This window comes from Gemmatirosa kalamazoonensis (genome assembly GCF_000522985.1).
GTDB lineage: Bacteria > Gemmatimonadota > Gemmatimonadetes > Gemmatimonadales > Gemmatimonadaceae > Gemmatirosa > Gemmatirosa kalamazoonensis.
This window is the reverse complement of record NZ_CP007128.1, coordinates 2310236-2335034: the sequence shown is the minus strand read 5'-3', so window position 1 is coordinate 2335034 and position 24799 is coordinate 2310236. Positions and strand designations below refer to the sequence as shown.

Annotated in this window: 16 protein-coding genes; 8 read left to right on the top strand and 8 right to left on the bottom strand. The window is 72.7% G+C overall.

Annotation, left to right across the window (positions count from 1 at the left end; all coding sequences use genetic code 11):
- Window positions 1–34 precede the first annotated feature (34 nt).
- The 4 genes from J421_RS10075 to J421_RS10060 all read left to right on the top strand — a co-directional run bounded on the left by J421_RS10075 (window position 35) and on the right by J421_RS10060 (window position 5204).
- Window positions 35–1111 carry an alpha/beta fold hydrolase gene (locus J421_RS10075; RefSeq protein WP_025411057.1) on the top strand — a complete coding sequence of 359 codons (1077 nt, stop codon included), beginning with the start codon at window positions 35–37 and terminating at the stop codon, window positions 1109–1111.
- Between the two features lie 358 nt (window positions 1112–1469).
- Window positions 1470–2624, top strand: a complete 1155-nt coding sequence (locus tag J421_RS10070) for an NAD(P)/FAD-dependent oxidoreductase (protein WP_201773136.1) — start codon at window positions 1470–1472, stop codon at window positions 2622–2624.
- A 232-nt stretch (window positions 2625–2856) separates the two neighbouring features.
- Window positions 2857–3666, top strand: a complete 810-nt coding sequence (locus J421_RS10065) for a TolB family protein (protein WP_104022469.1) — start codon at window positions 2857–2859, stop codon at window positions 3664–3666.
- Window positions 3645–5204, top strand: a complete 1560-nt coding sequence (locus J421_RS10060) for a S9 family peptidase (RefSeq protein ID WP_158508727.1) — start codon at window positions 3645–3647, stop codon at window positions 5202–5204. The genes J421_RS10065 and J421_RS10060 overlap by 22 nt, the downstream gene beginning before the upstream one ends.
- 71 nt (window positions 5205–5275) lie before the next feature.
- Here the strand turns inward: J421_RS10060 and J421_RS10055 are convergent, their stop codons facing one another.
- The 8 genes from J421_RS10055 to J421_RS10020 all read right to left on the bottom strand — a co-directional run bounded on the left by J421_RS10055 (window position 5276) and on the right by J421_RS10020 (window position 18534).
- Complete coding sequence (locus J421_RS10055) at window positions 5276–7270, bottom strand: FG-GAP-like repeat-containing protein (protein ID WP_104022467.1); 1995 nt, start codon at window positions 7268–7270, stop codon at window positions 5276–5278.
- Between the two features lie 72 nt (window positions 7271–7342).
- A complete protein-coding gene (locus tag J421_RS10050; RefSeq protein ID WP_025411054.1) occupies window positions 7343–9676 on the bottom strand; it encodes a leishmanolysin-related zinc metalloendopeptidase in 2334 nt (777 codons plus the stop codon).
- A 57-nt stretch (window positions 9677–9733) separates the two neighbouring features.
- Complete coding sequence (locus J421_RS10045) at window positions 9734–10303, bottom strand: DUF5715 family protein (protein WP_025411053.1); 570 nt, start codon at window positions 10301–10303, stop codon at window positions 9734–9736.
- Window positions 10304–10395: 92 nt separating this feature from the next.
- Window positions 10396–10965, bottom strand: a complete 570-nt coding sequence (locus tag J421_RS10040; RefSeq protein WP_025411052.1) for a DedA family protein — start codon at window positions 10963–10965, stop codon at window positions 10396–10398.
- A 428-nt stretch (window positions 10966–11393) separates the two neighbouring features.
- The gene (locus tag J421_RS10035) at window positions 11394–14735 is read right to left on the bottom strand and encodes an efflux RND transporter permease subunit (RefSeq protein WP_025411051.1); all 3342 of its coding nucleotides are present in this window, start codon (window positions 14733–14735) and stop codon (window positions 11394–11396) included.
- Window positions 14736–14747: 12 nt separating this feature from the next.
- Complete coding sequence (locus J421_RS10030) at window positions 14748–15911, bottom strand: efflux RND transporter periplasmic adaptor subunit (RefSeq protein ID WP_025411050.1); 1164 nt, start codon at window positions 15909–15911, stop codon at window positions 14748–14750.
- Window positions 15908–17749 (bottom strand): TolC family protein, encoded by a 1842-nt coding sequence (locus J421_RS10025; protein WP_025411049.1) that lies wholly within the window; start codon window positions 17747–17749, stop codon window positions 15908–15910. Before J421_RS10025 ends, J421_RS10030 begins: the two co-directional genes overlap by 4 nt.
- Entirely contained in the window at window positions 17746–18534 is a 789-nt protein-coding gene (locus J421_RS10020) for a TetR/AcrR family transcriptional regulator (protein ID WP_025411048.1), read from the bottom strand. Before J421_RS10020 ends, J421_RS10025 begins: the two co-directional genes overlap by 4 nt.
- A gap of 159 nt (window positions 18535–18693) precedes the next feature.
- On the opposite strand from J421_RS10020, the gene J421_RS10015 reads away from it, so the two are divergent.
- The 4 genes from J421_RS10015 to J421_RS10000 all read left to right on the top strand — a co-directional run bounded on the left by J421_RS10015 (window position 18694) and on the right by J421_RS10000 (window position 24391).
- Window positions 18694–20079, top strand: a complete 1386-nt coding sequence (locus J421_RS10015) for a cytochrome P450 (protein ID WP_025411047.1) — start codon at window positions 18694–18696, stop codon at window positions 20077–20079.
- Window positions 20076–21062 carry an NAD(P)H-quinone oxidoreductase gene (locus J421_RS10010; RefSeq protein WP_025411046.1) on the top strand — a complete coding sequence of 329 codons (987 nt, stop codon included), beginning with the start codon at window positions 20076–20078 and terminating at the stop codon, window positions 21060–21062. The genes J421_RS10015 and J421_RS10010 overlap by 4 nt, the downstream gene beginning before the upstream one ends.
- 126 nt (window positions 21063–21188) lie before the next feature.
- The gene (locus J421_RS10005; RefSeq protein WP_025411045.1) at window positions 21189–23552 is read left to right on the top strand and encodes an oxidoreductase; all 2364 of its coding nucleotides are present in this window, start codon (window positions 21189–21191) and stop codon (window positions 23550–23552) included.
- Window positions 23552–24391 (top strand): SDR family oxidoreductase, encoded by an 840-nt coding sequence (locus tag J421_RS10000; RefSeq protein ID WP_025411044.1) that lies wholly within the window; start codon window positions 23552–23554, stop codon window positions 24389–24391. Before J421_RS10005 ends, J421_RS10000 begins: the two co-directional genes overlap by 1 nt.
- Window positions 24392–24799 lie beyond the last annotated feature (408 nt).

Genomic DNA, 24799 nt, shown 5'->3' with positions numbered 1-24799 from the left:
CAACACGCACACCGGGCCGTCCCCCACCCCGTCCATGCGCAGGCTTCTTCTCCTCGTCGGTCTCGCGGCCGCCGTCCCCGCCACGGCACAACCGCGGCAGTCCTCGCCCGGGGTCACCCAGGGCGACTTCACCACGCGCGACTTCCGGTTCGAGAGCGGCGAGACGCTCCCCGAGCTGCGGCTGCATTTCCGTACGCTGGGTCGCCCACGGCGCGACGCGCGCGGCGTGGTGCGCAACGCGGTGCTCGTCCTGCACGGCACCGGCGGATCCGGAAGTCAGTTCCTGAGCCCGCAGTTCGTGTCGCTGTACGCGCCGGGCCAGCCGTTCGACACGTCGCGGTTCTACGTCGTGCTGCCCGACGACATCGGCCACGGCGGCTCCAGCAAGCCGAGCGACGGGCTGCGCATGCGCTTCCCGCGCTACGGCTACACGGACATGGTGCGTGCCGAGCACCTGTTGCTGACGCAGGCGTTAGGCGTGAACCACCTGCGCGTGGTGCTCGGCACGTCGATGGGGTGCATGCACGCGTGGATGTGGGGCGAGGCGTACCCGGATTTCGTCGACGGGCTCGTGCCGCTCGCCTGCGCGCCGACGCAGATCGCGGGACGCAACCGCATGATGCGCCGTCTCGCGATGGACGCCATCCGCGCCGACCCGGCGTGGCAGAACGGCGACTACACGACGCCGCCCGTACAGGGGCTGCGCGGCGCGATCGAGATGCTGTGGATCATGGGCACCGCGCCCATCCAGCAGCACGCGCAGGCCCCGACGCGCGACGCGGCGGACAGCGTGATCTCGGCGTACATGCAGCGCCAGCTGCGCGCGACCGACGCGAACGACTTCCTCTACCAGTTCGACTCGTCGCGCGACTACGACCCGTCGCCGAAGCTGGAGACGATCCAGGCGCCGGTGCTCGCGATCAACTCCGCCGACGACGAGGTGAACCCGCCGTCGTTGGGCATCATGGAGCGGCTCATGCCGCGCGTGCCGCACGGGCGGTACGTGCTGATCCCGGAGAGCGCGCAGACGCGCGGACACGGCACGCACACGGTAGCTGCGGTGTGGGGCGCGCAGCTCGCGGCGTTTCTCGGAAGCTTGCCCGAGCGGTGAGCTTGCATGTCGCGCGCGGAGACGCGGAGCACATCGATGGGGCGAGGTGGCAATCGAGTACTCTGGGGATCCAAGTGCGATCGAAAAGATCTCGAGATCCTCTTCATCGCCGTTGGATCCCCAGGGTACTCGCCCAGCACCTCGAGCAAGCAGAAGAGAACATCAACTGCTTTTGACCACAGAGGGCACAGAGGACACAGAGGAAACCCATTGACGTGGTTCTCCTCCGTGTCCTCTGTGCCCTCTGTGGTTCAATTCAAAGAGGACAGTCCTCTGCGGCCCTCTGCGTCCTCTGCGGTTCAATGTTGTTATCCGCGTCCTCCGCGGCTCCGCGTGAGCACGAATCGCCCCACCTGACATGATGACCGACATCGGCCTGATCCCGACGCCCGCCGTGTGGGAGGACGCGCCCGGGCTCGATCTCCCGACGTTAGGCGGCGAGGTCGAGGCCGACGTGTGCGTCGTCGGGCTCGGGGGCTCGGGGCTCGCGGCGGTGCGCGCGCTCACCGCGGCGGGCCGGCGCGTCGTCGGGATCGATGCGGGCGAGGTGGCGTGCGGCGCCGCGGGGCGCAACGGTGGGTTCCTGCTCGCCGGGCTGTACGAGTTCCATCACGACGCCGTCGCGAAGATCGGCCGCGCGCGCGCGCGACGCCTGTACGAGCTGACGATCGCCGAGGTCGCGCGGCTCGCGGCGGAGACACCGGAGGCGGTGCGCCTCGTGGGATCGCTGCGCGTCGCGGCGTCACCCGAGGAGGAGGACGACTGCCGCGCGCAGCTCGCGGCGATGCGCGCCGACGCGCTCCCGGTCGAGTGGTACGAGGGCCCCGAGGGACATGGTCTCCTCGTCCCCACCGACGGCGCCATGCACCCGCTGCGTCGCGTGCGCGCGCTCGCCACGCGTGCGCTCGGCGACGGCGCGCGGCTGTTCGAGCGCACCCGGGCGGTCGACATCGCGGGCGATGTCGTGCGCACGGACGGTGGCACGGTGCGCTGCGGCGGTGTCGTCGTCGCCGTCGACGGGGCGCTCGACCGGCTGCTGCCCGAGCTCGCGCCGCGCGTGCGCACCGCGCGGCTGCAGATGCTCGCCACCGCGCCGGCGCCAGAGGTGCACGTGCCGCGGCCGGTGTACGCGCGGTGGGGTTACGACTACTGGCAGCAGCTCGCCGACGGCGCGATCGCGCTCGGCGGCGCGCGCGACGTGGGCGGCGACGCGGAGTGGACGCACGACGCGCGGCCGACCGCTCCGGTGCAGCGCGCGCTCGAGACGCTCCTGCGCGACCGACTCGGCGTGCGCGCGCCGGTCGTCAGGCGGTGGGCGGCGCTCGTCGGCTACTCGGACACGGGGCTGCCGGTGCTCGCCGAGGTCCGGCCAGGGGTGTGGGCGTGCGGCGCCTACAGCGGCACCGGCAACGTGCTCGGCGCGCTCTGTGGACGCGCGGCGGCGCTGCACGCCGCCGGCGCGCCGGACGCGGCGGCGCGGGAGCTCGTCGCGCTGCTGCGGGGGGCAGACTGATGCGACGGGTCGGCTCGCCTGCGGGACGCCGTGCGGCGGGACGATCGACGACGCCTCGCGCGCGGTACCTAGTATCCAGGGGGGCTCCCCCCCCTTCGCCCAAGGTTCCACGCCGTCGATCTTTCCGCCGTACCTTTTCGACGCGTACCCCGTCCCGCCGTACGCGTCCCGCGGTCGATCGTCCCGCCCTCGACCGTCCCGCCCTCAGCCGTCCCGCCGCACCCGCCCCCTCATGCGCCTCCGCCTAACGCTCGCCGCGCTCCTCCTCCCCGCGGCGCTCGCCGCCCAGCCCAGGCCGTTCGACTTCTCCATCGCCAACATCATGCGCGGTCCGGAGCTCTACGGCCGCGAGCCGCAGCGCGTGCGATGGAGCGCCGATGGGAAGTGGATCTACTTCCAGTGGAACCCGCCGGGCACCGACTGGCGCGAGACGCCGAAGGCGTACCGCGTGCGCGCGCAGGCTGGCGCGACGCCCGAGCGCGTGAGCGACGCGGCGATGGATTCAGCCGGTCCGCTGCTCGAGCGCGGCTCGCTCTCGCCGGATCGTCGCTGGCGCGCCGTCGCATCGGACGGTGATCTGTTCCTGCTCGACGCGCGCACCGGGTCGGTCCGCCGTCTGACCGAGACGCTCGCCGCCGAGTCGTCGCCGCAGTTCTCCGCCGACTCGCGGCGCGTGTTCTTCGTGCGCGACAACAACGTCTTCTCGATCGACCTCGACGGCGGCCTCGTTCGCCAGCTCACCGACGTGCGCTCCGGGCCCGCGCCCGTCGACAGCGCACGAGCGGCCGGACAGCGCGGCGCGCTCGAGGCCACGCAGCGCGAGCTGTTCGAGGCGGTGCGCGACCGCGCCGCGCGCGACAGCATCGCCGCCGCCGAGCGCAAGGCGCGCGAGGCGCGGCTGCCGAAGCCGCTCTTCCTCCTGCAGGGCGAGCGCGTGCAGTCGGTGAGCGTCGCGCCGAGCGGCACCGCGCTGCTCATCACGACGTTCCAGCCGGCCGCGCGCGCGCGCGGCAGGTGCAGGTGCCGAACTACGTCACGCTGAGCGGCTACACCGAGGAGCTGTCCACGCGGACGAAGGTCGGCGACGACCAGGCTGCAGGGCGCGTCGCGTTCGTATCGCTGCCGCGCGGCGACGTGAAGTGGCTTCGCGTGGTGCCCGGCGACACGACGCATCCTCCCGCGACCGCGTTCGTCATGGGATGGGACGACGCGGGCGCGCGGGCGCTCGTCTACGCGGTGAGCCGCGACTACAAGACGCGCGTCATCAGCACCGTCGGCGCGGACTCCGGCGTCGTGCGTCCCATCGACGTCCTGCGCGACTCGGCGTGGGTCGGCGGACCGTGCGCGGGGTGCGGCGGCTGGCTGCCTAACGGATCGCGCGCCTGGTGGGTGAGCGAGGCCGACGGCTACGCCCATCTCTACTCCGCGGCGCCGGACGGCACTGACCGGAAGCAGCTCACCGCCGGGAAGTTCGAGGTCGTGAGCGCGGAGCTGTCCCCCGACCGCACGCAGTTCTGGCTGCACACGAGCGAGCAGTCGGCGTTCGACCAGGACTTCTACACCATGCCCGTCGGCGGTGGCGCGCGCACGCGCATCACGCGCGGCGACGGCAGCCACACCGTCACGCCGTCGCCCGACGGTGCGCTGCTCGCCGACGTGTACTCGCGCGCGAACCGCCCGCCGGAGCTGTTCGTGCTGCCTAACAGGGCGGGAGCGGCCGCGGCGCAGCTCACGACGTCGCCGACCGCCGACTGGCTCGCGTTCCCGTGGCTCGCCCCGGAGATCGTCATGGTGCCCGCGAGCGACGGCGTGCAGGTGCCGGCGCGCATCTACCGCCCGCAGCAGATGAACGCGCAGCCGAACGGCGCCGCGGTCATCTTCGTGCACGGCGCGGGCTACCTCCACAACGTACACCATTACTGGTCGAGCTACTCGCGCGAGTACATGTTCAACCACTACCTCGCGTCGAAGGGCTTCGTGGTGCTCGACATCGACTACCGCGGCTCCGCGGGGTACGGGCGCGACTGGCGCACCGCGATCTACCGCCACATGGGCGGCCGCGACCTGCAGGACCAGGTCGACGGCGTGAAGTACCTCCAGCGCACGTTCGGCGTGCCACCGGAGCGCGTCGGCATCTACGGCGGCAGCTACGGCGGCTTCATGACGCTCATGGCGCTGTTCACGGAGCCCGACTGGTTCGGCGCCGGCGCCGCCCTCCGCTCCGTGACCGACTGGGCGCACTACAACCACCCGTACACGGCGCAGATCCTCAACACGCCGGAGAAGGACAGCGTCGCCTACCGCCGCTCGTCGCCGATCTACTTCGCCCAGGGGCTGAAGGACCCGCTGCTCATGGCGCACGGCATGGTCGACGTGAACGTGAACTACCAGGACATCGTGCGGCTCGAGCAGCGGCTCATCGAGCTCGGGAAGACCGACTGGTCGCTCGCCTCGTATCCGGTCGAGGACCACGGGTTCGTGCGGCCCTCGTCGTGGACCGACGAGTACCGGCGGATCTTCGAGCTGTTCGAGTCGACCATCGGCCGCGCGCCGGGAACGCGGGCGACCGGCACGCGTTGAAGCTGCGTGGCTGCGTGGCTGCGTGCTGCGTGACCAGCCGTTACGCAGCCACGCAGCCACGCAGCCACTCTCTACTGTCGTTCCCGTGTCCCAGACGCGCCTAACGGGCGTCGTCCGTTAGGCCCGCTGACGAACCGCGGCCGCAGCACCCGCTCGCCGATCCGCGTCCGCGGCTCACGGATCGCGAGCGACGCACCACCCACCACCGAGGCCGGCGACACGATGTCCGCCCCCGTCTCCGTCACCTGATACCCGAGGTCGCGCAGCGACTGCACGCTCACCACGCTGAGCGGGTTCGGCGTCGCGCCCACCCACCCCGTCATCAGCTCGCCGCGGAACACCGTCTCGCGCCAGTGCCCGCCGTCGGTCTCCACCTGCGCGCCGTCGGCGGCGTTCGGCGTGAGCCCCACGCGCGCCGTCGCCGACGACGCGTTCGCACCGGTGAAGCGCGCGTCGCCGTTCACGCTGCGCAGCAGGTTGCCCGCCGGCGTGTAGCCGGCCGTCCACAGCGTGCCGATGCCCAACACGTGCCCCAGCTCGTGCGCGAGCACGTCCACGCCGAAGCCGCCCGCCGCCGTGATCTGCGCGACGTCGGCGTCGTCCACCGTCATCGTCCCCGCGAGCGGCAGCCCGCCCGAGCCGAGGTCGCGCAGCATGCACGGCCCCGCCGACGCGAGCGTGTTGTTCAACCCGTCCATCGCGCGCGTGGCGATGAACACGACGATCCCGTTCGTCGACTGGTGCACGGCCGGCGTGCCCGTGTCGCAGTCGCCGACGTTGAGATCGAGCTGACGCGTCGGGAGCGCGGCGGTGATCACGCGCTGCCACCGCTGCACCGCCTGCTGCGCCACCGCGAGCAGCGCCGGCGGCACCGTCCCCACCGGCTGCACGTCGATCTGGAACGCGCTCGCCGGCGCCGCCGACACCGTCACGCTCACGCTCGTCGGCGCGCCGCCGGCGACGCTCGCCAGCACCGACGCGGTCCCCGGCGCCACCATCGTCACTCGGCCGCTCGCGTCCACCGTCACGACGCCGGCGTTCGTCGACTGGTACGTGACGCTCGACGCGGCCTGCACCACGCCGCTCCCGTCGAACGCGCCGACCGTTAGGCGGCCGACCGCGCCCGGCGCCGCGGTGATGCTCGTCGGGAACGCGACGTTGGTCGCCGCGCCGGTACCGGAGCGGCGCACCGCCTTCAGCAGCCACGGCGCCGGCGGGCTCCCCGGCGCGACGGTGCCGAGGTACGTCGCGCCGTTCATCCGCCACACCACGATCGTCCCCGCGGTCGGGTCCTGCCAGAAGATGTCGGCGTGCCCGTCGTCGTCGTAGTCGCCTAACGCGGCGATCGTCCAGCCGGGCGGCACCACGCCGAGGTCCACGGTGCTCGTGTGCGTCGTGCCCGTCATGCGCCACGCCACGCGCGCGCCGGTCGACGTGTTCTGCCACACGATGTCGGCGTTGCCGTCGCCGTCGAGGTCACCCGCCGTCGCCACCTGCCACGCCGTCGGCACGTTCGCGAGGTAGAGCGACGACCCGAACGCCGTGCCGTTCATGAGCCACAGCACGAGGTCCCCGGTCGTCGTGTTGCGCCATACCAGGTCGGCCGAGCCGTCGTGATCGAAGTCCGCCGTCGCGAACACCTTCCACGGCGACGGCGCCGACGACGGCAGCGTCAGCGTCGCGCTCGACGCGTCGGTCGCGTCCATCCGCCACGCGACGAGGCCGTTCGACGGCGTGTGCTGCCAGTAGATGTCGTCGATCCCGTCGTTCGACCCGTCCGCCACGCCGACGATCGACCACGACGTCGGCACCACGCCGTACGACCCGGTGCTCGCGATCGCGCCGTTGCGCACGCGCCAGTACGCGTGGTCGCCCGTACTCGGCTGCTCGAACACGAGCTGCAGGTCGCGCCCCGTCACACCCGTCGCGAAGTGCGGCCCGTCAGGCGTCGCGCGCATGCGGTCGGCCGCGGCCGCCTCGGCGGGCGTGGTGGGCGCGTCGACGCAGGCGGCGAGCGACACGAGAGCGAGCGCCGGAACGGCGCTCGCGGCACGAGCGGAAAGCATGGCAGGCGGGGCGGGCGGGCCGTGGCCCGGGCGGGGATCGCGGCGCGCGCGGCGCCGCGACGAGGTCACGCCCTACTGACGAGCCTGGGGCCCCAACCGTCTCGTGCCGCCCTTCCCGATCACGTACCTCGGCTTCAGCAGCCGCTCGCCGATCTGCAGCGGCGCCGTGAGCGCCCCCGGCAGCGGCACGCGCGAGAACGCCGCCGCCCCGCCGACGATCGACGACGGCGACACGATGTCCGCGCCCGTCTCGGTCACCTGATAGCCGATGTCGCGCAGCGCCTGCACCGTCACCACGCTGAGCGGGTTCGGCGCGTCGTTGATCCAGCCCGTCATCAGCTCGCCGAGGAAGACGCGCTCGCGCCAGTGGCCGCCCGCGGTGCCCATCCCTCCCTCGTCCTCCACCGGCACGCCCGCCGCCGCGTCCGTCGTGAGCCCGAGCCGTACCGTCGCCGCCGACGCCGCCGCACCGATGAACCGGATGTCGGCCGCCGGGTCGCGTATCAGGTTGCCCATCGGCCCGTCGGCGTCCCACATCGTGCCGATGCCGAGCACGTGTCCCAGCTCGTGCGTCAGCACGTCGAGCGCGAGCGCGCCCGTGGACCCGGTGAGCAGCGACACGTCGGCCTTGTCCACCGTCATCGATCCCACGATCGGCAGGCCGCCGTAGCGCGCCTCGCGCACCGCGCACGGGCCCGCGTACGCGAGCGTCCCGCGCGAGCCGTCGATCGGCTGCACCATGAGGTAGACGATCAGCCCATCGGTGAGCCGCTGGATCTGCGACGTGCCGACGTCGCACTCGTTCGCGCTCATCTGCACGATCTCCGCCGGCAGCGCCGTCGTGATCACCCGCTCCCATCGATGCGCCGCCTGCGTCGCGGCGTCGATCACCGCCTGCGACACGACCCCCACCGGCACGATCTCGATGTGGTACGAGCCGACCGGCGCCTTCGCGACCGTCACCGCGACGCTCGCCGTGAGGCTCCCGCCGCTCGTCGCGACGAGCGAGGCGGTGCCCGGCGCGACCATCGTCGCGCGGCCGCTCGCGTCCACCGTCACCACGGCGGCGTTCGTCGATCGCCACGACACGGGCCCCGTCACCACCGGCGTCCCGCTCCCGTCGACGAGCGACGCCGACAGCCGGCCGACCGCGCCCGGCGCGGCGGTGATCGTCGTCGGGAACGCGCGGAACGTCGTGCCCGCGGTCGTCACCGTCACCGCGAGCAGCGCGGTGCGCCCGTCCACCTCGGCGTTCACCGTCGCCGTCCCCGTCGCGAGCCCGTCGAGCGTGAGCGTCGGCGACCCGTCGGCGGCGGTCCCCGGCGTCACGCGCACCGCGCCGGCGGTGCCGCCGAGCGAGTACGCGATCGGCGCGCCGAACACCGCGTTCCCGTCGAGGTCCAGCGCCGACATCGTGATCGTCCGCGAGTCGCCGACGCCGAGCGCGATCGTCGCCGACGGGAACGACAGCCGGGCGACCGGCAGCCGCGCCGCGATCATGGTGTAGCGCGCCTCCGCGCCGTCGATCCGCACCGACACGGTCGCGTTCCCCGTCCCCACCCCGCGCGCCGTCGCCGTGTACCCACTCGGCGAGCGCCCCGCGTCGTCGGGCAGGCCGGCCACCGAGATCACGCCCGCGCGGTCGGTCGACCACGTCACGCTCCGCCCGGCGAGATCGGCCGACGCGAGCGGCGTCCCGTCCGGCGCGATCGCGCTCGCGCGCAGCGTCACCGTGCGTCCGACCAGCACCGTGTCCGGCGCCGCGAGCGTCAGCTTCGCGACCGGCACCGGCACCACCGCCACCGTGATCGTCGTCGTGACCCCTTCGCTCTGCGCCACGAGCCGAGCCGAGCCGAGGGCCGTGCCGCGCAGGAGGACGCTGCCGTCGGTTGCCGTCGCCACCGAGAGCACGGCGCTGTCGGGCGAGCTCCACGTCACCACGCGATCGGAGAGCGCGGTGCCGTTCGCGTCGCGCGGCTGCGCGCGGAGTGTCTGGGTGCGCGCGAGCCACACCGTATCGGCGAGCCGGTCGGCGACGAGGCTCGCCACCGGACGCCGGCGCACGTTCACCACGAGCTGTCCCGTGCGACCCTCGCTCGTCGCCGTCACGGTCGTCCGTCCCGGGGCGAGCGCGGTGAGCGCGCCGGCGCCGTCCACCGTCGCCACGGCGTTGTCCGACGACGTCCACGACACGCCGCGCCCGGTGATCGGGGAGCCGTTCGCATCGCTCAGCGCGGCGACGAGCGACCGCGTGTCGCCGACGGTGATCGTGTCGGCCACGCCGCTCACGACGACGCGCGCCACGGCGGGCGGGCCGTCGGTGTGGCAGGCGCCGAGCAGCGCGGCGCACGCGACGACCAGCGCGACGACCGATGAGGCGCGGCGGCGCGGGAATGCGGAGGACATCAGGCTACGACGATCGAGACGCGTCGTCGTCACGCGTCCTCCCATCGATTCAGAGGCTCAGTTCGCGCTCGCCGTCGGGAACACGATGACGTGGAAGTGCGCCGGGTGGTGCTCCTCGGTCGCGTCCACCGCGCCGCGCTTCGACTCCGCGAGCAGCGTCTTGCGCAGCCACGGGCGGCACGAGCCGCTCGGCGCGCGCAGGTCCACGGCCATGCCGGTCGGATGCACCGACTTCGCGACGCCGTTCGGCAGCTGCTTCTGGAGCGCCGTCGGGCGCATCGCGCTCGTGACGACGAGCGGCGCCTGGCACGCCTGCCGGTAGCTCGCCGCCAGCCGCACCACGAAGTCGCGCGTCGCCGGCAGCACGTACGGCACCGCGACGCCCTTCAGGCGGTAGTTCGAGCCGCCGCGCAGCCGCACGTAGTCGCCTTCCTTCACGCGGTCGCTGATCTCCGAGCGCGACGTCGTGAACTCGATGCCGCGCCGGCGGGCGAACTGGTACGCGCGATCGACCTTGGCCTTCGAGCCGCGGAGCGACTGCGCGTCGAGCTCACGCGCGGAGACGAGCAGACAGATGCCGGAAAGCGCGATGGCGCCGTGCGACAGGACGCGGCGGAGGGGTGACATGGCTCACAGTCTAAACGACGTCGGACGACCTGCAAACGGGGATTCCGACCCCATGACGCGCGAGCGCCACAGGTGTAACCCGCGTCACACTGTCACGAGCCCAGCGCCCCCGCGGTGCGGTCCGTCGCCCGCGACTGCTGCCGCCGCCGCTGTCGCCGCTGCCGGTAGATGAGCAGCGCCACCACGCCGATGCCGATCAGCACCGCCGCGACGTACTGGTCGTAGTGCTCCATGCGGCGCAGCGCGGTCACCGCCGCCTCGCCGAACAGGTAGCCCACCTCGGTGAACAGCACCGCCCACACGATGGAGCTCACCGCCGACCCGATGAAGTAGAGCCACATCGGGAGGTGCGCCGCGCCGCACGCGAGCGGCAGCAGCAGCCGCGCGCCGAACGCGAAGCGCACCGCGAGCGCGCTCCGCCACGGCCGGCGCCGCACGGCGCGCAGCGCGCGCTTCATGTAGCGCCCCACCTTCGGCCACCGACGCCGCACCCAGCGCCCGCGCCACGCGCCGAGCAGATAGAGCAGCGTCGTCGCGATCCACCCGCCGAGGGCGATGGAGATCATCACGCGCTTGAGCCCGAGCTCCCCCTGCGACGCCGCCAGCCCGCCGACGATCGGCGTCAGCTCCTCGGTCACGATGGTCGACGCGCCGAGCGTCACGTACGCCCACAGCTCCTGGAGCGGCGTCAGCGGCGTCAGCGGATCGAGCGTCGGCAGCAGAATGGGAGCGGTCCTCGGCGAAGCGGTCCGGAGGTCGGCGTCGGACCGTGCAATCTACAGCGACGCCTGCGCCCCAGCAGATCTCACGCGGAGCCGCGGAGGAGGCCGAGTATCGCCTCGTGAATCGAAACGCGGAGGGCCGCAGAGGGCCGCCTCGTATTGAACCACAGAGGACACGGAGGACACGGAGGAGAACCCTTCAAGAAAGGCGGTTTCCTCCGTGTCCTCCGTGTCCTCTGTGGTGAAAAGCAGTGCCGTTCTCCGCGGCCCTCTGCGGCCCGCTGCGGTTCGAACCAAAGCGACGTCGCTCCGCGTCCTCCGCGCCTCCGCGTGAGAATGAAGGGCGGCTCGCCAGACTGACCGAGCGATCAGTGCGCGATCGGCCGCGCCTCCGCCGCGAATCCAGGCACCGTGTGCTCCGGCGGACGGATGCCCTCGGGCACCTTGAACTCCGCCGTCCGCTGCTTCGGCCGCATGCCGAAGCGGCGCGCGAGCCCGCTGCGCAGCCCGTCCAGGATCTCGTACACGGTCGGGATCACGAGCAGCGTGAGCAGCGTCGACGTCAGCGTGCCGCCGATCACCGCCACGCCGAGCGGCGCGCGGAACTGCGCCCCCTCGCCGCGGCCGAGCGCCACCGGCAGCATGCCGGCGATGAGCGCGAACGTCGTCATGAGGATCGGCCGCAGACGGATCGCGCCCGCCTCGATCAGCGCGTCGCGCAGCGACACCCCGCGCTCCTCGCGCGCCCACTTCGCGAAGTCGATGAGCAGGATCGCGTTCTTCGCCACGATGCCGGCGAGCAGGATGATCCCGATCAGGCTCATGATGTTGATCGTCTGCCCACCGACCGACAGCGCGATCATCACGCCGATGAGCGACAGCGGCAGCGACACGAGGATCGCGATCGGGTCGAGGAAGCTCCCGAACTGCAGCACGAGGATCAGGTACATCAGCAGCACCGCCGTGCCGAGCGCGAGGAAGATCTGCCCGAACACCTCGTCCTGGTTCTTCGCGTCGCCGCCGAGCGACACGCGCACGCCGGGCGGCAGCTGCATCTTCGCGATGCGCCGCTCGATGTCCGCCGACACGTCGCCGCTCGCGCGGCCCGCGGTGTTCGCCTCCACGCTCACCACCACCTCGCGGTCGAGGTGGTCGATGATCGCCGGCCCGACGCTCTGCGTCACGTTCGCCACCTGGCCTAACGGCACCGTGGACAGCGCTCCACTCGGCGACTGCACGACGAGCGGAAGCTGGCGCAGATCGGCCGCGCGCTGCCGGCTCTCGGGCACGAGGCGCACCTGCACGTCGCGCATCTGCCCCGACGGATCCTGCCAGTCGCCCGCCTTGATGCCGGCGAACGCCGGCCGCAGCGACTGCGCGATCTGCCCCACCGTGACGCCGAGCGCGCCGGCGACGCCGCGGTTCAGCTCCACGTTCAGCTCGGGCTTCTGCCCCTTCGTGGAAAGGCCCACGTCCACCGCGCCCGGCACCTCCTTCACCACGGCGATCACCTGGTCCGCGGTGCGCGACAGCGTCGCCGCGTCGGCGCCGCGGAGCTGGTACTGCAGCTGCTTGCGCCCGCCGCCGAAGTCGCTCGTGAACACCGAGATCGTCGCGCCCGCGATGTGCTTCGTCTCCTGCCGCATCACCGCCGCGAGCTGCTCGGCCGTCATCGAGCGCTCCGTCGTCGGCACGAGCCGCACGTAGATGTTGCCCACGTCCACGGCCTGCGACAGCCCGCCGCCTAACGTCGTGTACGTGTAGCGCACTTCCTTGTGCGACTTCGCGAGCCGCGCGAGCTCCTCCGCCTTCAGGCGCGTGTAGTCCAGGTTCGAGCCCGGCGGCGTCTCCAGCGCGATCGTGAACTCCGCGCGGTCGTCCTCCGGGAAGAAGCCGACGCCCACGTTCCGCAGCGGCGGCATGAGCGGCGGCAGCAGCACGAACGCCGCCACGCCCGCCGCCACGAGCGCCCACCGCACCACGCGCGGCGCCCGCTTGCGCGTCAGCGCGAACACGATCACCGCCACGCCGGCGAGCGCCGCGAACAGCCCCGTCAGGCCGCGGCTCGGGATCGTGAACGACGCGAAGAACGTCCCGATCGCCATCGCCACCATCGCCGCGCGGTGGTCGAGCGCCCACGCGATCACCTTCTTGTAGTTCTCCGCCTGCCGGTTGAACCACGCGTTGAACGCGTCGAGCTTGCGCGTGAGCCAGCCGCGGCGCTCCGCCGGCACGTGCGGATCCGCCCAGTACGCCGAGAGCATCGGGTCGAGCGAGAACGACACGAACAGCGACACGAGCACCGAGCACGCGATCGTCAGCGCGAACGGCTTGAACCACTGGCCGCCCATCCCCGGCATGAAGCCGATTGGCACGAACACCGCGAGGATGGAGAACGTCGTCGCCGCGACGGCGAGCCCGATCTCGTCGGTCCCCTCGTGCGCGGCGCGATAGTGGTCTTTCCCCATCTCCACGTGGCGCACGATGTTCTCGCGCACCACGATCGCGTCGTCGATCAATATGCCGATCGCGAGCGACAGGCCTAACAGCGACATCGTCTCGAGCTTGAACCCGAGCGCCCACACGGCGATGAAGCTCGCCAGCACCGACACCGGGAGCGCGAGCCCCGTGATGACGGTCGACCGCCAGGAGTTCAGGAACAGGAACACCACGAGCACCGTGAGCGCGGCGCCCTCCAGCAGCGCCTCCTCGACGTTCTTCACCGCGTGATCGACGCGCACGCCCGCGTCCTTGATCAGCTCGAGCTTCGTGCCCGGCGGCAGGCGCTTCTGGATCTCCGCCACCCGCTCGCGGATCCGATCGCTCACGTCGGTCGTGCTGTACCCCTTCGACTTCTTGATGTCGAGCCCCACCGACTCGCGCCCCTCGTACAGCGCGAGCGACCGCGGCTCCTCGGTGCCGTCCTTCACGTCGGCCACCTGGCCGAGTCGCACGAGCGTGCCGTTGCGCGTCGCGACGACGAGGTTCGCGAACTCCGACGGATCGACGAAGCGCCCCTTCAGGCGGATCGACCGCTCGTCGAGCGAGCCCTCCACGCGGCCCACCGGCGCGGCGATGTTCTGCAGCTCGAGCGCCTGCACCACCTGCGACACGCTGACGCCGTTCGCCTGCAGCGCGTCGGGCTTCAGCAGCACGCTGATCTCGCGCTCCACCTTGCCGAACACCTGCACCTCGGCCACGCCGGGGATCGACCGCAGCTCGCGCGTGATCCCCGGGTCGGCGATCGTCGACAGCGCCGCCTGCGTCTGCGTCGTCGACGCGAGCGCGAGCGACACGATCGGGCGATCGGTGTCGTTCATCTTCTTGATGACCGGCTCCTTCATCTCGGCCGGCAGGTCGTCGCGCACGCCCGAGATGGCGTCGCGGATCTCCTGCGTCGCCTCGTTGAGGTCCTTGCCGAACTGGAACTCGACGAGGATCTGCCCGAAGCCGTCGTACGCCTTGCCCTGCGTCTGCTTCACGCCGGTGATGGCCTGGATCTGCTCCTCCACCGGGTCGAGGATCTCGTTCGCGACGCCGTCCGGCGAGGCGCCGGGGTACGGGATCGCGACGAGCACGAACGGCGGCGCGACGTCGGGGAACTCGTCGGTCTTCAGCTTCATGAGCGCGACGAGGCCGAACAGCGCCAGCGCCACCATCGCCACGATCGTGACGAGCGGCCGCTTGATCGCGAAGTCCGAGATGAACATGGCGCCCTCCGCCTAACGCGTGACGCGCGGCGCGTCCACCGGCGCGGCCACCCGCACCGGCGTCCCCGCCGAGATCCCCTGCGCCGCACCGATGAGCAGCGTGTCGCCCGCCTGCACGCCGGCGCGGATCTCCACGCGCTCGCGCGCGTCGTCGCGCAGCCCGAGCTCCACGTTCACGCGCTCCACCTTGCCGTTCTTCACGCGCACCACGGCCGGCGTCGTGCTCCGCTGGTCGATCGCCAGGTTCGGCGCGACGAGCGCGGTGCGCCCCTCGCTCGCCACCCGCCCCTCGGCGAACAGCCCGCCGACGAGCGCGTTCCCCGCGTTCGGCACGCTGGCGATGATCTGGACCTGCTTCGTGGTCGGATCCGCGACCGGCGCCACCCGCGTGATGCGCCCGTTGAACGCGCGACCGGGGTAGCCGCTCACCGTGAAGCGCACCGGCGCGCCGACGCGCACCTGCGAGAGCTGGTCGGCCGGCACGCTCGCCTGGAGCTGCATGCTCGACGGGTCCACCACCGTGAACATCGCCGAGCCCACGCTCACCACGTCGCCCGTGCTCACCGACCGCGCGCCGACGATGCCGGCGAACGGCGCGCGCACCGTAGTGTTGCCGAGCAGCCGCTGCGCGTTCGCCGACTGCGCTTCGGCCGCGCTGAGCTGCGCCTGCGCCGCCTGTGCCTGCGACCGCGCCGTCTCCGCGTCGCGCTCGGCGATCGCGCCGGCGGCGAGCAGCCGGTTCGCGCGCTCCGCGTTGCGCTGCGCGGTCTCGTAGGCCACGCGCGCCGACGTCACGTTCGCCCGCGCGGCGATCGCCTGATCGGCGATCCCCGTCGTCTCGATGCGCGCGAGCACGGCGCCGGCGCCAACGCGCTGCCCCGCCTCGGCGAACGTCTGCGTCACCGTGCCCGACGCCTCGGCGCGGATCGTCGCCTGGCGCTCCGGCTGCAGCGAGCCGGAGATCGCCGGGCCGCTCTGGATGCTGTCCATCGTCACGACCGCGATGTTCTCGGAGCCCACCGTCATCGCCGCGGCGGCCGCGGCGGCGGCGGCGGTGTCGGGCGCCGCGCCGCTCTTCGAGCACGCGGCGAGCGCGCCTAACGACGTGAGGGCCAGCGCGGTCAGGATGTATGTGGACGGCCGGGCGCCGCGCCCGGACCGGGTCGTGCTGATCATGGAATGCCCCCGCCGGGTAGCCCGGCCTGCTGTGAGCCGCCCGAGGCGCGCGCCGCGGACTGCTGCGTGGTCGTGGAGGAACTGCCCTGCGCGGCGCCCGCGCTCGACGCGCCGCCAGCGGCGCTCCCGCCAGTGCTGCCACCCGCGCTCCCGCGCGACGCCGCCGAACCGCCGGCCGCCGACAGCGGGAGATCCTTCAACAGCGACAGCTTGAGCCGCGCGATCTGCAGGTCGCGCGCGGCCGTCACCGCGTTCCACTGCGCCTGCTGCAGCAGCAGCCGCGAGTCCGACAGCTCCACGAGCGTCGAGATCCCCTCGCGGTAGCGCACCTCGGAGATCGTGTACGCGCGCGACGCCTGCTGCGCCGTCCCCGCGCTCGCGAGCCACGTCGCCTCCGCCTGCGCGAGCTGCGCGATCGCCGTCTGCGCGTCGAGCGCCGCGAATTCCTCCGTCTGCTTCGCCGACTGCTCCGCCTCGCGCAGCCCCGCCTCCGCCACGAGCTCGTCGCCGCGAATGCGGCCGCCCGCGAAGATCGGCAGCGACACCGAGATGGCCGCCGTCCAGTTCGGGTAGAACTGGTTCAGCCCCGACGGCAGCGGCACGAGCCCGCCCGACGGATACGAGATGCGCTGGTAGGCGCTCGACAGCGCGATCTGCGGCAGCCGCTGCGCGCGCGCCTGCTTCAGCAGGTTGCGCTGCACCGTCACGTTCTCGCGCGCCTGCCGCGACGGCGCGCGCTCGCGCGCGCTCGTGTCGGCGACGCCGAGCACCGAGTCGATCGCCGAGGCGACGCGCGGATCCTCCGCCAGCACTTCGCGCGGATCCACCGCCAGCAGGCCCTCGCCCTGCGCCGCGTTCGTGAGCCCCGCCCGGCCGCGGGCGGCGTTGGGCGCCGCGTTCGCGGCGTTAGGCTCCGGCAGCGTCACCGTGCGCAGCGTCGCCGCCGGCGGCGTCGGCGGCAGCGGCAGGTCGGTCGTCAGCACGAGCGGCTGCGTCGTCGGGAGATTCAGCATCTGCCGCAGCTGCAGGAACGCGACGTCGCGCTGCGACCGCGCCTGGATCAGCACCGGACGCTGATTGTCGCGCGTCACCTGCGCGCGCAGCAGATCGAACTCGGCGACGTTGCCGACCTGCTGCCCGAGCGACGTCTGCCGGAACGCGCGCTCGGCCTGCACGTAGCTCGACTCGCTGATCGTCACGAGCCGGTCGGCGAGCACCGCGTTGTAGTACGCCTGCGCGACGTCGAGCCGCAGCTGCGCGCGCGCCGCCGTGACGCCGATGTCGGCGACGCGCTTCGACGCGTTCGCGATCTGGTTCGCCGCGGCGATGCGCCCGCCGGCGAACAGCGTCTGGCTCCCCGTGAGGCCTAACGTGAACGTGTACGGCGACGCGAAGATGCGCGAGATGCCCGACAGGTCGGCGCCCGACGAGCCACACGTCTGCGCGAGCTGCAGCGCCGCCTGCCGTTCGGCCGCCGTCGCGCCGGCCGGGATCTCCGGCGTGCACAGCGACGAGAGCTTCGGCCCCGACGAGGTGTCCGGGGGCGGCGCCGACTGCTTCGTGATCGCCTGGAACTGGCTCTGGAGCGTCTTCTGGTAGTTCGCGCTGCCGTTGATCTGCGGCAGGTACTGCGAGCGCGCCTGGTACTGCTGGCCGCGCGCGCGGAGCACGCCGGCCTCGGCGACGCGCACCGTCTCGCTCTCCCGCTCCGCGACGCGGAACGCGTCGTCGAGCGAGAGGGTGACGGCGGGCGCGCTCACGGGCTGCTGCGCGAGGGCGAGCCGGGCGCCGCTCACCGCGACGAGCGCGGCGAGCGGGACGGCGATGCGAGCGATCATGACCGGACCTTCGAGGTGCGGGCGGACGACGTGGGCCGGGCGCGGCGGCGCGGGGTACGCGAGCAGCGGACGGCCCGTAGGAAGAGACGGACGTAGAGCGCCGGCGCCCGGTCCGCCGGCTCGGGGTACAGGCCGGGCATCAGGTCGCGACCCATCGCGTCGGAGAACAGCGCAGCCATCAGCATCGTGCCGGCGGCATACGCGTCCTCGGCGCGGACGGAATCGACGCGCTCGACCACGGCGACGGCTGCGGCGGCGGCATCGGCGGGCTGCATCTTCGCACGATCTGCGGACCGCGGGCCCGGGTCGTCCGACCCATCGTCCGACCCGTCGGCGTCCACGTCGTCCGTGCCGAGCGCACGCCAGTCGACGAAGCCGAGCTCCCCGAGGCGGCGCATGTACGTGCGCAGCTCGTCGGCGGCGAGCGAGACGCCGGCCGCCATGCATGGCGCCATGTCCGGACGCTCCTCCACCTCGCTCATCGACTTGCGCATGAGCGAGCGCGTCTCGCGCAGGTGCTGGAGGAGCGCGCCAGCCCACTCGGTGAGCTCGCGCTCGGGGTCGACCGGGAGCTCCGGAAGCGCGGAGCGGCTGGCGACCGAGGACGCGGCGCAGCAGCGCACCGCCTCGTCGATCAGCGCCGCCTTCGAGCCGAACGTGCGGAACAGCGTGACCTCGTTGACGCCGGCGGCCACGGCGATGCGTCGCGTGGTGGCGCCGCGGTAGCCGAACTCGGCGTACACGCGAGCGGCCGCGTCGAGGATGCGGGCGCGATTGTCGAGCATGGGAGGTTCGGGTGGCGTCGGGAGACCGGGAGCGCGAACGGTACACCGGTCCATCCGCGCAAGCAAGTAGGTACTTGCATCCAGCTCCGCGCTCTCCCCTACGCGGCCCCCGCCGACACGGTTTCGCACCCCGCCGACGCACCGGCGTACATTCTCGTCATGACGGCCAGCCCTCCCCTCCCGACCGCCCGACCCCGCTGGCCCGGCGAGTTCACCGTCGGCATCGCCCGCAGCCCGCTCGCCCTCTTCACCCGCCTCGCCCGAGCCCACGGCGACGTCGTCCGCTTCCGCGCCGCCGGCCGCACGTTCGTCGTCGTCGCCCACCCCGAGCTCGCCCGCGAGGTCCTCGTCACCCAGCAGAGGCGCTTCGTCCGCGGCTACGCCCACCGCACGCTCCGGCTGCTCCTCGGCGACGGGCTCCTCACCAGCGAGGGCGACCTCCACCGCCGCCAGCGCCGCCTCGCGAACCCCGCGTTCCACCGCGACCGCATCGCCGCCTACGCCCGCGCCATGAGCGCCGCCGCCGAGCGGTGGAGCGACCGCTGGGAGCGCCGGTCGCCCACCGACGTCGAGGTGGACGTCGCCGCCGAGATGACCACGCTCACGCTCGGCATCGCCGGCGAGACGCTGTTCGGCACCGACGTCGGCGACCGCGCCCGCGACGTCGCCGGGGCGATCGGCGACGCGATGCGCGTCGCACCGCTCGCCTTCCTCCCGTTCGCGCGCTGGGCGCTTCGCCTCCCGCTGCCGCACGTCGGCGGCTTCGTCTCGGCGCGCCATCGCCTCGACCGGATCGTCTACGGCATCATCGCCGAGCGCCGCGCCGCGGCCGACGCCGATCGCCGCGACGACCTGCTGTCGATGCTCCTCGTCGCCACCGATCCCGAGGAGACCGACGGCGAGCCGATGTCCGACGAGCAGCTCCGCGACGAGGTGATGACGCTGTTCCTCGCCGGCCACGAGACGACGGCGAACCTGCTCGCCTGGACCTGGCTCCTCCTCGGCCGCAACCCGGACGCGGAGGCGTGCCTGCACGCCGAGCTGGACGCCATGTTGGGCGCCGGCCCCGCCGCCCGCGCGCCCACGTTCGACGATCTCCCGCGCCTCCCGTACACGCGCAGCGTGCTCGCCGAGTCGATGCGCATCTACCCGCCCGCCTACGCCATCGGCCGCATCTGCGTCGAGCGGTGCACGCTCGGCGGCGTCGACGTCGAGCCCGGGTGGGGCGTCGTCACGTCGCCGTGGCTCACGCATCACGACGCGCGCTGGTGGCCGGAGCCCGAGCGGTTCCGCCCCGAGCGGTGGAGCGAGCCGGCGCCCGACCGGCCGAAGTTCGCGTACTTCCCGTTCGGCGGCGGCTCGCGCATCTGCATCGGCGAGCAGTTCGCGTGGACCGAAGCGACGCTCGTCCTCGCGACGCTGGCGAGCCGGTGGCGGCTGGAGCTGCTCCCCGACCAGCACGTCGCGCCGCTGTCGCGCATCACGCTCCGGCAGCGGCCCGGTGCGCGGGCTCGGCTCGTACCTCGCTCTCCCGCCCCCTCATGAAAGCAGCCGTCATCACGAAGCCCGGCGGCCCCGACGTGCTCGAGATCCACGACCGCCCCGATCCCGTTCCTGGCCATGAGCAGATCCTCGTGCGCGTGCGCGCGTCCGCGCTGAATCGCGCCGACCTGCTTCAGCGCCGCGGCGCCTACCCGCCGCCGGCCGGCGCGCCCGTGGACATCCCGGGCATCGAGTTCGCCGGCGAGGTCGTCGCCCTCGGCCCCGGAGCGCGCGAGTGGCGCGTCGGGGACCGCGTGTGGGGGCTCGTCGGGGGCGGCGCCCACGCCGAGCTGCTCGTCACCCACGAGCGCGCCGTCGCCCCCATCCCCGATGCGCTCGCGTGGGCCGATGCCGGCGCGGTGCCGGAGGCGTTCATCACCGCGCACGACGCGCTCCGCCAGGCCGACGCGCGCCCGGGCGAGGTGGTGCTCGTGCACGCCGTCGGCAGCGGGGTCGGCCTCGCCGCCGCGCAGCTCTCCCGCGCCTGGGGGATGCGCTGCCTCGGAACCGCCCGCACGCCGCAGAAGCTCGACCGCGCGCGCAACCATGGCCTCGACGCCGGGCTCGCGTTAGGCACCGACCTCGCCACGCTCGCGCCGTTCGTCCGCGAGCACACCGACGGCCGCGGCGCCGACGTCGCGCTCGACCTCGTCGGCGGGCCGTACCTCGACGCGACGTTAGGCAGCATGGCCACGCTGGGTCGCATCGTGCTCGTGGGCACGATGGCCGGCGCGCGCGGCGAGCTCGATTACCGGCGTCTCCTGCAGGGACGCATCACGCTGCGCGGCACCGTGCTCCGCGCCCGGCCCATCGAGGAGCGGATCGCGGTCACGCGCCGCTTCGGCGCCGAGGTGGGCCCCGCGCTCGCGAGCGGTGCCGTGCGCCCCGTCGTCGACTCGCGGTTCTCGCTCGACGAGCTGCCGCGGGCGCACGAGCGTCTCGAGTCCAATGCCACGTTCGGCAAGGTGGTCGTGACGATGAGCTAGCGGGCCTCGAACTTGCCGCCAGCGGTGCACCTCGTCATCGTCATCGGATGCCGGCTCTGGGCGCGACGGATGGCGGCCGATGCGGTGGTTCGATGGGCGCCGGCGGACGGTAAGTGAGGAGGGACAATGCAGGTCGTGATCGTGGGGGGCGGACCGGCTGGACTCTACGCCGCCGTCCTCCTCCGGCTGGTCGACCCCGCCGGTGACGTCGTCGTCCTCGAGCGCCAGGAGCCGGGGGCCGGCCCCGTGGATGGGGTCGCATTCGCCGAGCCGACGCTCGCCCGGGTCCGTGCCGCAGACCCGCCGACGTACGACCGCATCGCTCAGCACTTCGAGCGGTGGACGGACCTCGAGGTGCAGGTGCACGGCCGCACCATGCGCTCCGGCGGCCACAGCTTCGCGGGGATCTCGCGCCGCACGCTGAACGCGGTGCTGGCCGAGCGCGCCGACGCCCTCGGCGCCGACCTGCGATTCGGCGTCGACATCCGCGACGACGACGCGCTCGCCGCGCACGGGCTCGGCGACGCCGACGTCGTCGTCGCCGCTGACGGCCCGCACTCCGCGCTGCGCGACAAGTACGCCGAGCACTTCCGCCCGCATCTCGAGGAGCGCCCGACGTACAACGCGTGCTTCGCCACGACGGCGCGATTCGACGCATCGACGTTCGTGTTCGTCGAGAACGAGCACGGCATCTTCCAGGCGCACGCGTTCCCGCAGGACGACCGCCTCTCGACGTTCATCGTGCAGTGCGATCCCGAGAGCTGGAACAACGCGGGCTTCGACTGGCAGGACCCCGCGGTCACGCTCGGCTACTGCGAGCGACTGTTCGCGCCGTGGCTCGGCGAGCATCCGCTGCTCTCCGACTTCGGCACCAGCGAGAGCCCGTGGCGCCGCTTCGTGCGCGTCTCGAACGACCGCTGGCATCACGAGCGTGTCGTGCTCCTCGGCGCGGCGGCGCACACGACGCACTTCTCCGCCGGCGTGTCGACGCGGCTCGCCATGGAGGACGGGCTCGCGCTCGCCCTCGCGCTCGCCGAGGGTGGACCTGACGAGGCGTCGTTCGCCGCGTACGCCGCCGAGCGGAAGGCCGAGACGCTGCGCCTGCAGAGCGCCACCGCGTCGTCGATGGAGTGGTTCGAGAACATCCGCCGCTACATCAACCTGCCCACCGAACAGTTCGCGTACGCGCTCGTCTCGCGCACGCAGGGCGTCGGGCACGAGACGCTGCGGCGACGCGACCGGGAGTTCCTGGCGCGTGTGGAGCGGTCGTTCGTGGCGGAGGGCGGGACCCGGGACTCGGGACTCGGGACTCGGGACTCAGGTGCGGACGCCGAGTCCCGAGTCCCGAGTCCCGAGTCCCGGGTGCCACCACCGATGTTCACGCCGTTCCGCCTGCGCGACATGACGCTCGTCAACCGCGTCGTCGTCGCGCCGATGGATCTCTACAGCGCCGAGGACGACGGCACGCCGAACGACTTCCACGTCGCGCACTACGGCGCGCGCGCGCTCGGCGGCGCCGGGCTGCTCATCACCGAGATGGCCGCCGTGTCGCCCGATGCGCGGCTCTCGCTCGGCTCGGCCGGGATGTACCGCGACGAGCACATCGCCGCGTGGCGGCGCGTCACCGACGTCGTGCACAAGTGGACGCCGGCGAAGATCTGCCTGCAGCTCGGGCACGCCGGCCCGAAGGGCTCCACGAAGCGGCCGTGGGAGGAGCCCGACGCGGCGATCGGCGAGGGCGGATGGGAGACGCTCGCGCCGTCGGCGGTGCCGTTCCGCCCGGGCATGCAGGTGCCGCGGGCCATGACGCGCGCCGACATGGACCGCGTGCGCGACGACTTCGTGCGCGCCACGCGCATGGCCGCCGACGCGAACGTCGACATGGTGGAGCTGCAGTGCGCGCAGGGGCTTCTCCTCTCCGCGTTCATCACGCCGGTCATGAACCACCGCGACGACGAGTACGGCGGCTCGCTCGAGAACCGGCTGCGCTATCCGCTCGAGGTGTTCCGCGCCGTGCGCGGCGCGTGGCCCGACGAGCGTCCGATGTCGGTGTGCATCTCCGCCACCGACTGGGTGGAGGGCGGCGTCGACGCTGCCGAGGCGGTCGAGATCGCGCGCGCGTTCCGCGCCGCGGGTGTCGACATCGTGCAGGTCTCCGCCGGACACACCGCGCCTAACGCACGCCCCGTCTACGGCCGCATGTTCCAGACGCCGTTCAGCGATCGCATCCGCAACGAAGCCGGCGTGCCCACCATCGCCGTCGGCAACATCACCGACGCCGACGAAGTGAACGCCATCATCGCCTCGGGCCGCGCCGACCTCTGCGCGCTCGGCCGACCGCACCTCATCAACCCGAACTGGACGCTGCACGCCGCGGCGGGCTCGGGGACGGACGCGCAGTGGTGGCCGACGCAGTACGAGCGCGGCCGGCAGCAGCTCGAGCGCGAGCTGCAGCACCGCGTCGACATGCTCGAGGCGGGGGCCCTCTGATGGCGACGCGAGCGCCTAACGGATCGCCGCAGGTCGTGCTCATCACCGGTGCCTCGTCGGGCATCGGGAAGGCCTGCGCCCTGCACCTCGTGTCGCGCGGGTTCCGCGTGTACGGCACCAGCCGCCGCGCGCGCCCGGCCGATGCGCCCGCCGGCGTCGAGATGCTCGAGATGGACGTCACGAGCGACGACGACGTGGCGCGCGGCGTGGCGCAGGTGCTCGCGGCGGAGTCGCGCATCGACGTGCTCGTGAACAACGCCGGCTACGGCATCGCCGGCGCGGTCGAGGACACGACCGTCGAGGAGGCGCGCGCGCAGTTCGAGACGAACGTGTTCGGTCCGTTGCGTCTCTGCCGCGCGGTGCTGCCGCACATGCGCGCGCGCCGTGCGGGACTCGTCGTGAACGTGAGCTCCATCGCGGGGCTCGTGCCGGTGCCGTTCCAGGCGTTCTACAGCGCGAGCAAGGCGGCGCTCGAGTCGATGAGCGAGGCGCTGCGCATGGAGGTGCGGCCGTTCGGGGTGCGCGTCGCACTGCTGGAGCCGGGCGACTTCCGCACGGGCTTCACGGCGAGCCGCGTGCGGACCGTGGCGTCCACGCAACAGTCGCCGTACTACGAGCGCGGCGAGCGTGCGCTCGCGGTGATGGAGCGCGACGAGCAGGGTGCCGAGCCACCCGAGGCGATCGCGCGGGAGCTCGAGCGGATCATCGCCGATCCGTCCCCCCGTTTGCGGCATCCGGTGGGCAAGGCGCTGCAGCGCGCGGCGCCCACGCTGCGTCAGCTGCTGCCGTCGGGACTGTACGAGCGGCTCATGATGCAGACGTACGAGATCCTGTCGTGACGATGCATCCGGGCCGCGACCTGTGGGAAACATGCAACAGTCCACGGGTCGAATGACCCCTAGCGGCTATTGCGCTAGTGCCGATCTTCGTCATTGTGTGATCCACGTGACGTTTCGGTCCCGATGGAATCTTCACAGCACCGACGGCATACCATATACTGCCCCGGCCATTCCTGTATCCTCGAGCCTCCTCGTCGTCACGGCGATTCCTTCGTGGAACGTCATGGATGAGGCCCGCCGCTCACGCGAGACCATCGCCTGTTCGTGACGGCCTCGCTCCCCGATCGTGTGAAGTACAGCGGTGCGTCTGACGTAGCAGCCGCAGGCACTAGCGCGCCTCGCATCGCGTTCACCATTCGCGCCCGAGTCACGACTCTCCCGGGAGGAGCCTAGCCGTGTCGCCCATCA

Excerpts from the sequence above, each read along its gene's own strand:
- J421_RS10075 (WP_025411057.1), top strand. The coding sequence starts at position 35 with ATGCGCAGGCTTCTTCTCCTCGTCGGTCTCGCGGCCGCCGTCCCCGCC.
- J421_RS10070 (WP_201773136.1), top strand. The coding sequence starts at position 1,470 with ATGATGACCGACATCGGCCTGATCCCGACGCCCGCCGTGTGGGAGGAC.
- J421_RS10065 (WP_104022469.1), top strand. The coding sequence starts at position 2,857 with ATGCGCCTCCGCCTAACGCTCGCCGCGCTCCTCCTCCCCGCGGCGCTC.
- J421_RS10055 (WP_104022467.1), bottom strand. The coding sequence starts at position 7,270 with ATGCTTTCCGCTCGTGCCGCGAGCGCCGTTCCGGCGCTCGCTCTCGTG.
- J421_RS10050 (WP_025411054.1), bottom strand. The coding sequence starts at position 9,676 with ATGTCCTCCGCATTCCCGCGCCGCCGCGCCTCATCGGTCGTCGCGCTG.
- J421_RS10045 (WP_025411053.1), bottom strand. The coding sequence starts at position 10,303 with ATGTCACCCCTCCGCCGCGTCCTGTCGCACGGCGCCATCGCGCTTTCC.
- J421_RS10035 (WP_025411051.1), bottom strand. The coding sequence starts at position 14,735 with ATGTTCATCTCGGACTTCGCGATCAAGCGGCCGCTCGTCACGATCGTG.
- J421_RS10030 (WP_025411050.1), bottom strand. The coding sequence starts at position 15,911 with ATGATCAGCACGACCCGGTCCGGGCGCGGCGCCCGGCCGTCCACATAC.
- J421_RS10025 (WP_025411049.1), bottom strand. The coding sequence starts at position 17,749 with ATGATCGCTCGCATCGCCGTCCCGCTCGCCGCGCTCGTCGCGGTGAGC.
- J421_RS10020 (WP_025411048.1), bottom strand. The coding sequence starts at position 18,534 with ATGCTCGACAATCGCGCCCGCATCCTCGACGCGGCCGCTCGCGTGTAC.
- J421_RS10015 (WP_025411047.1), top strand. The coding sequence starts at position 18,694 with ATGACGGCCAGCCCTCCCCTCCCGACCGCCCGACCCCGCTGGCCCGGC.
- J421_RS10010 (WP_025411046.1), top strand. The coding sequence starts at position 20,076 with ATGAAAGCAGCCGTCATCACGAAGCCCGGCGGCCCCGACGTGCTCGAG.
- J421_RS10005 (WP_025411045.1), top strand. The coding sequence starts at position 21,189 with ATGCAGGTCGTGATCGTGGGGGGCGGACCGGCTGGACTCTACGCCGCC.
- J421_RS10000 (WP_025411044.1), top strand. The coding sequence starts at position 23,552 with ATGGCGACGCGAGCGCCTAACGGATCGCCGCAGGTCGTGCTCATCACC.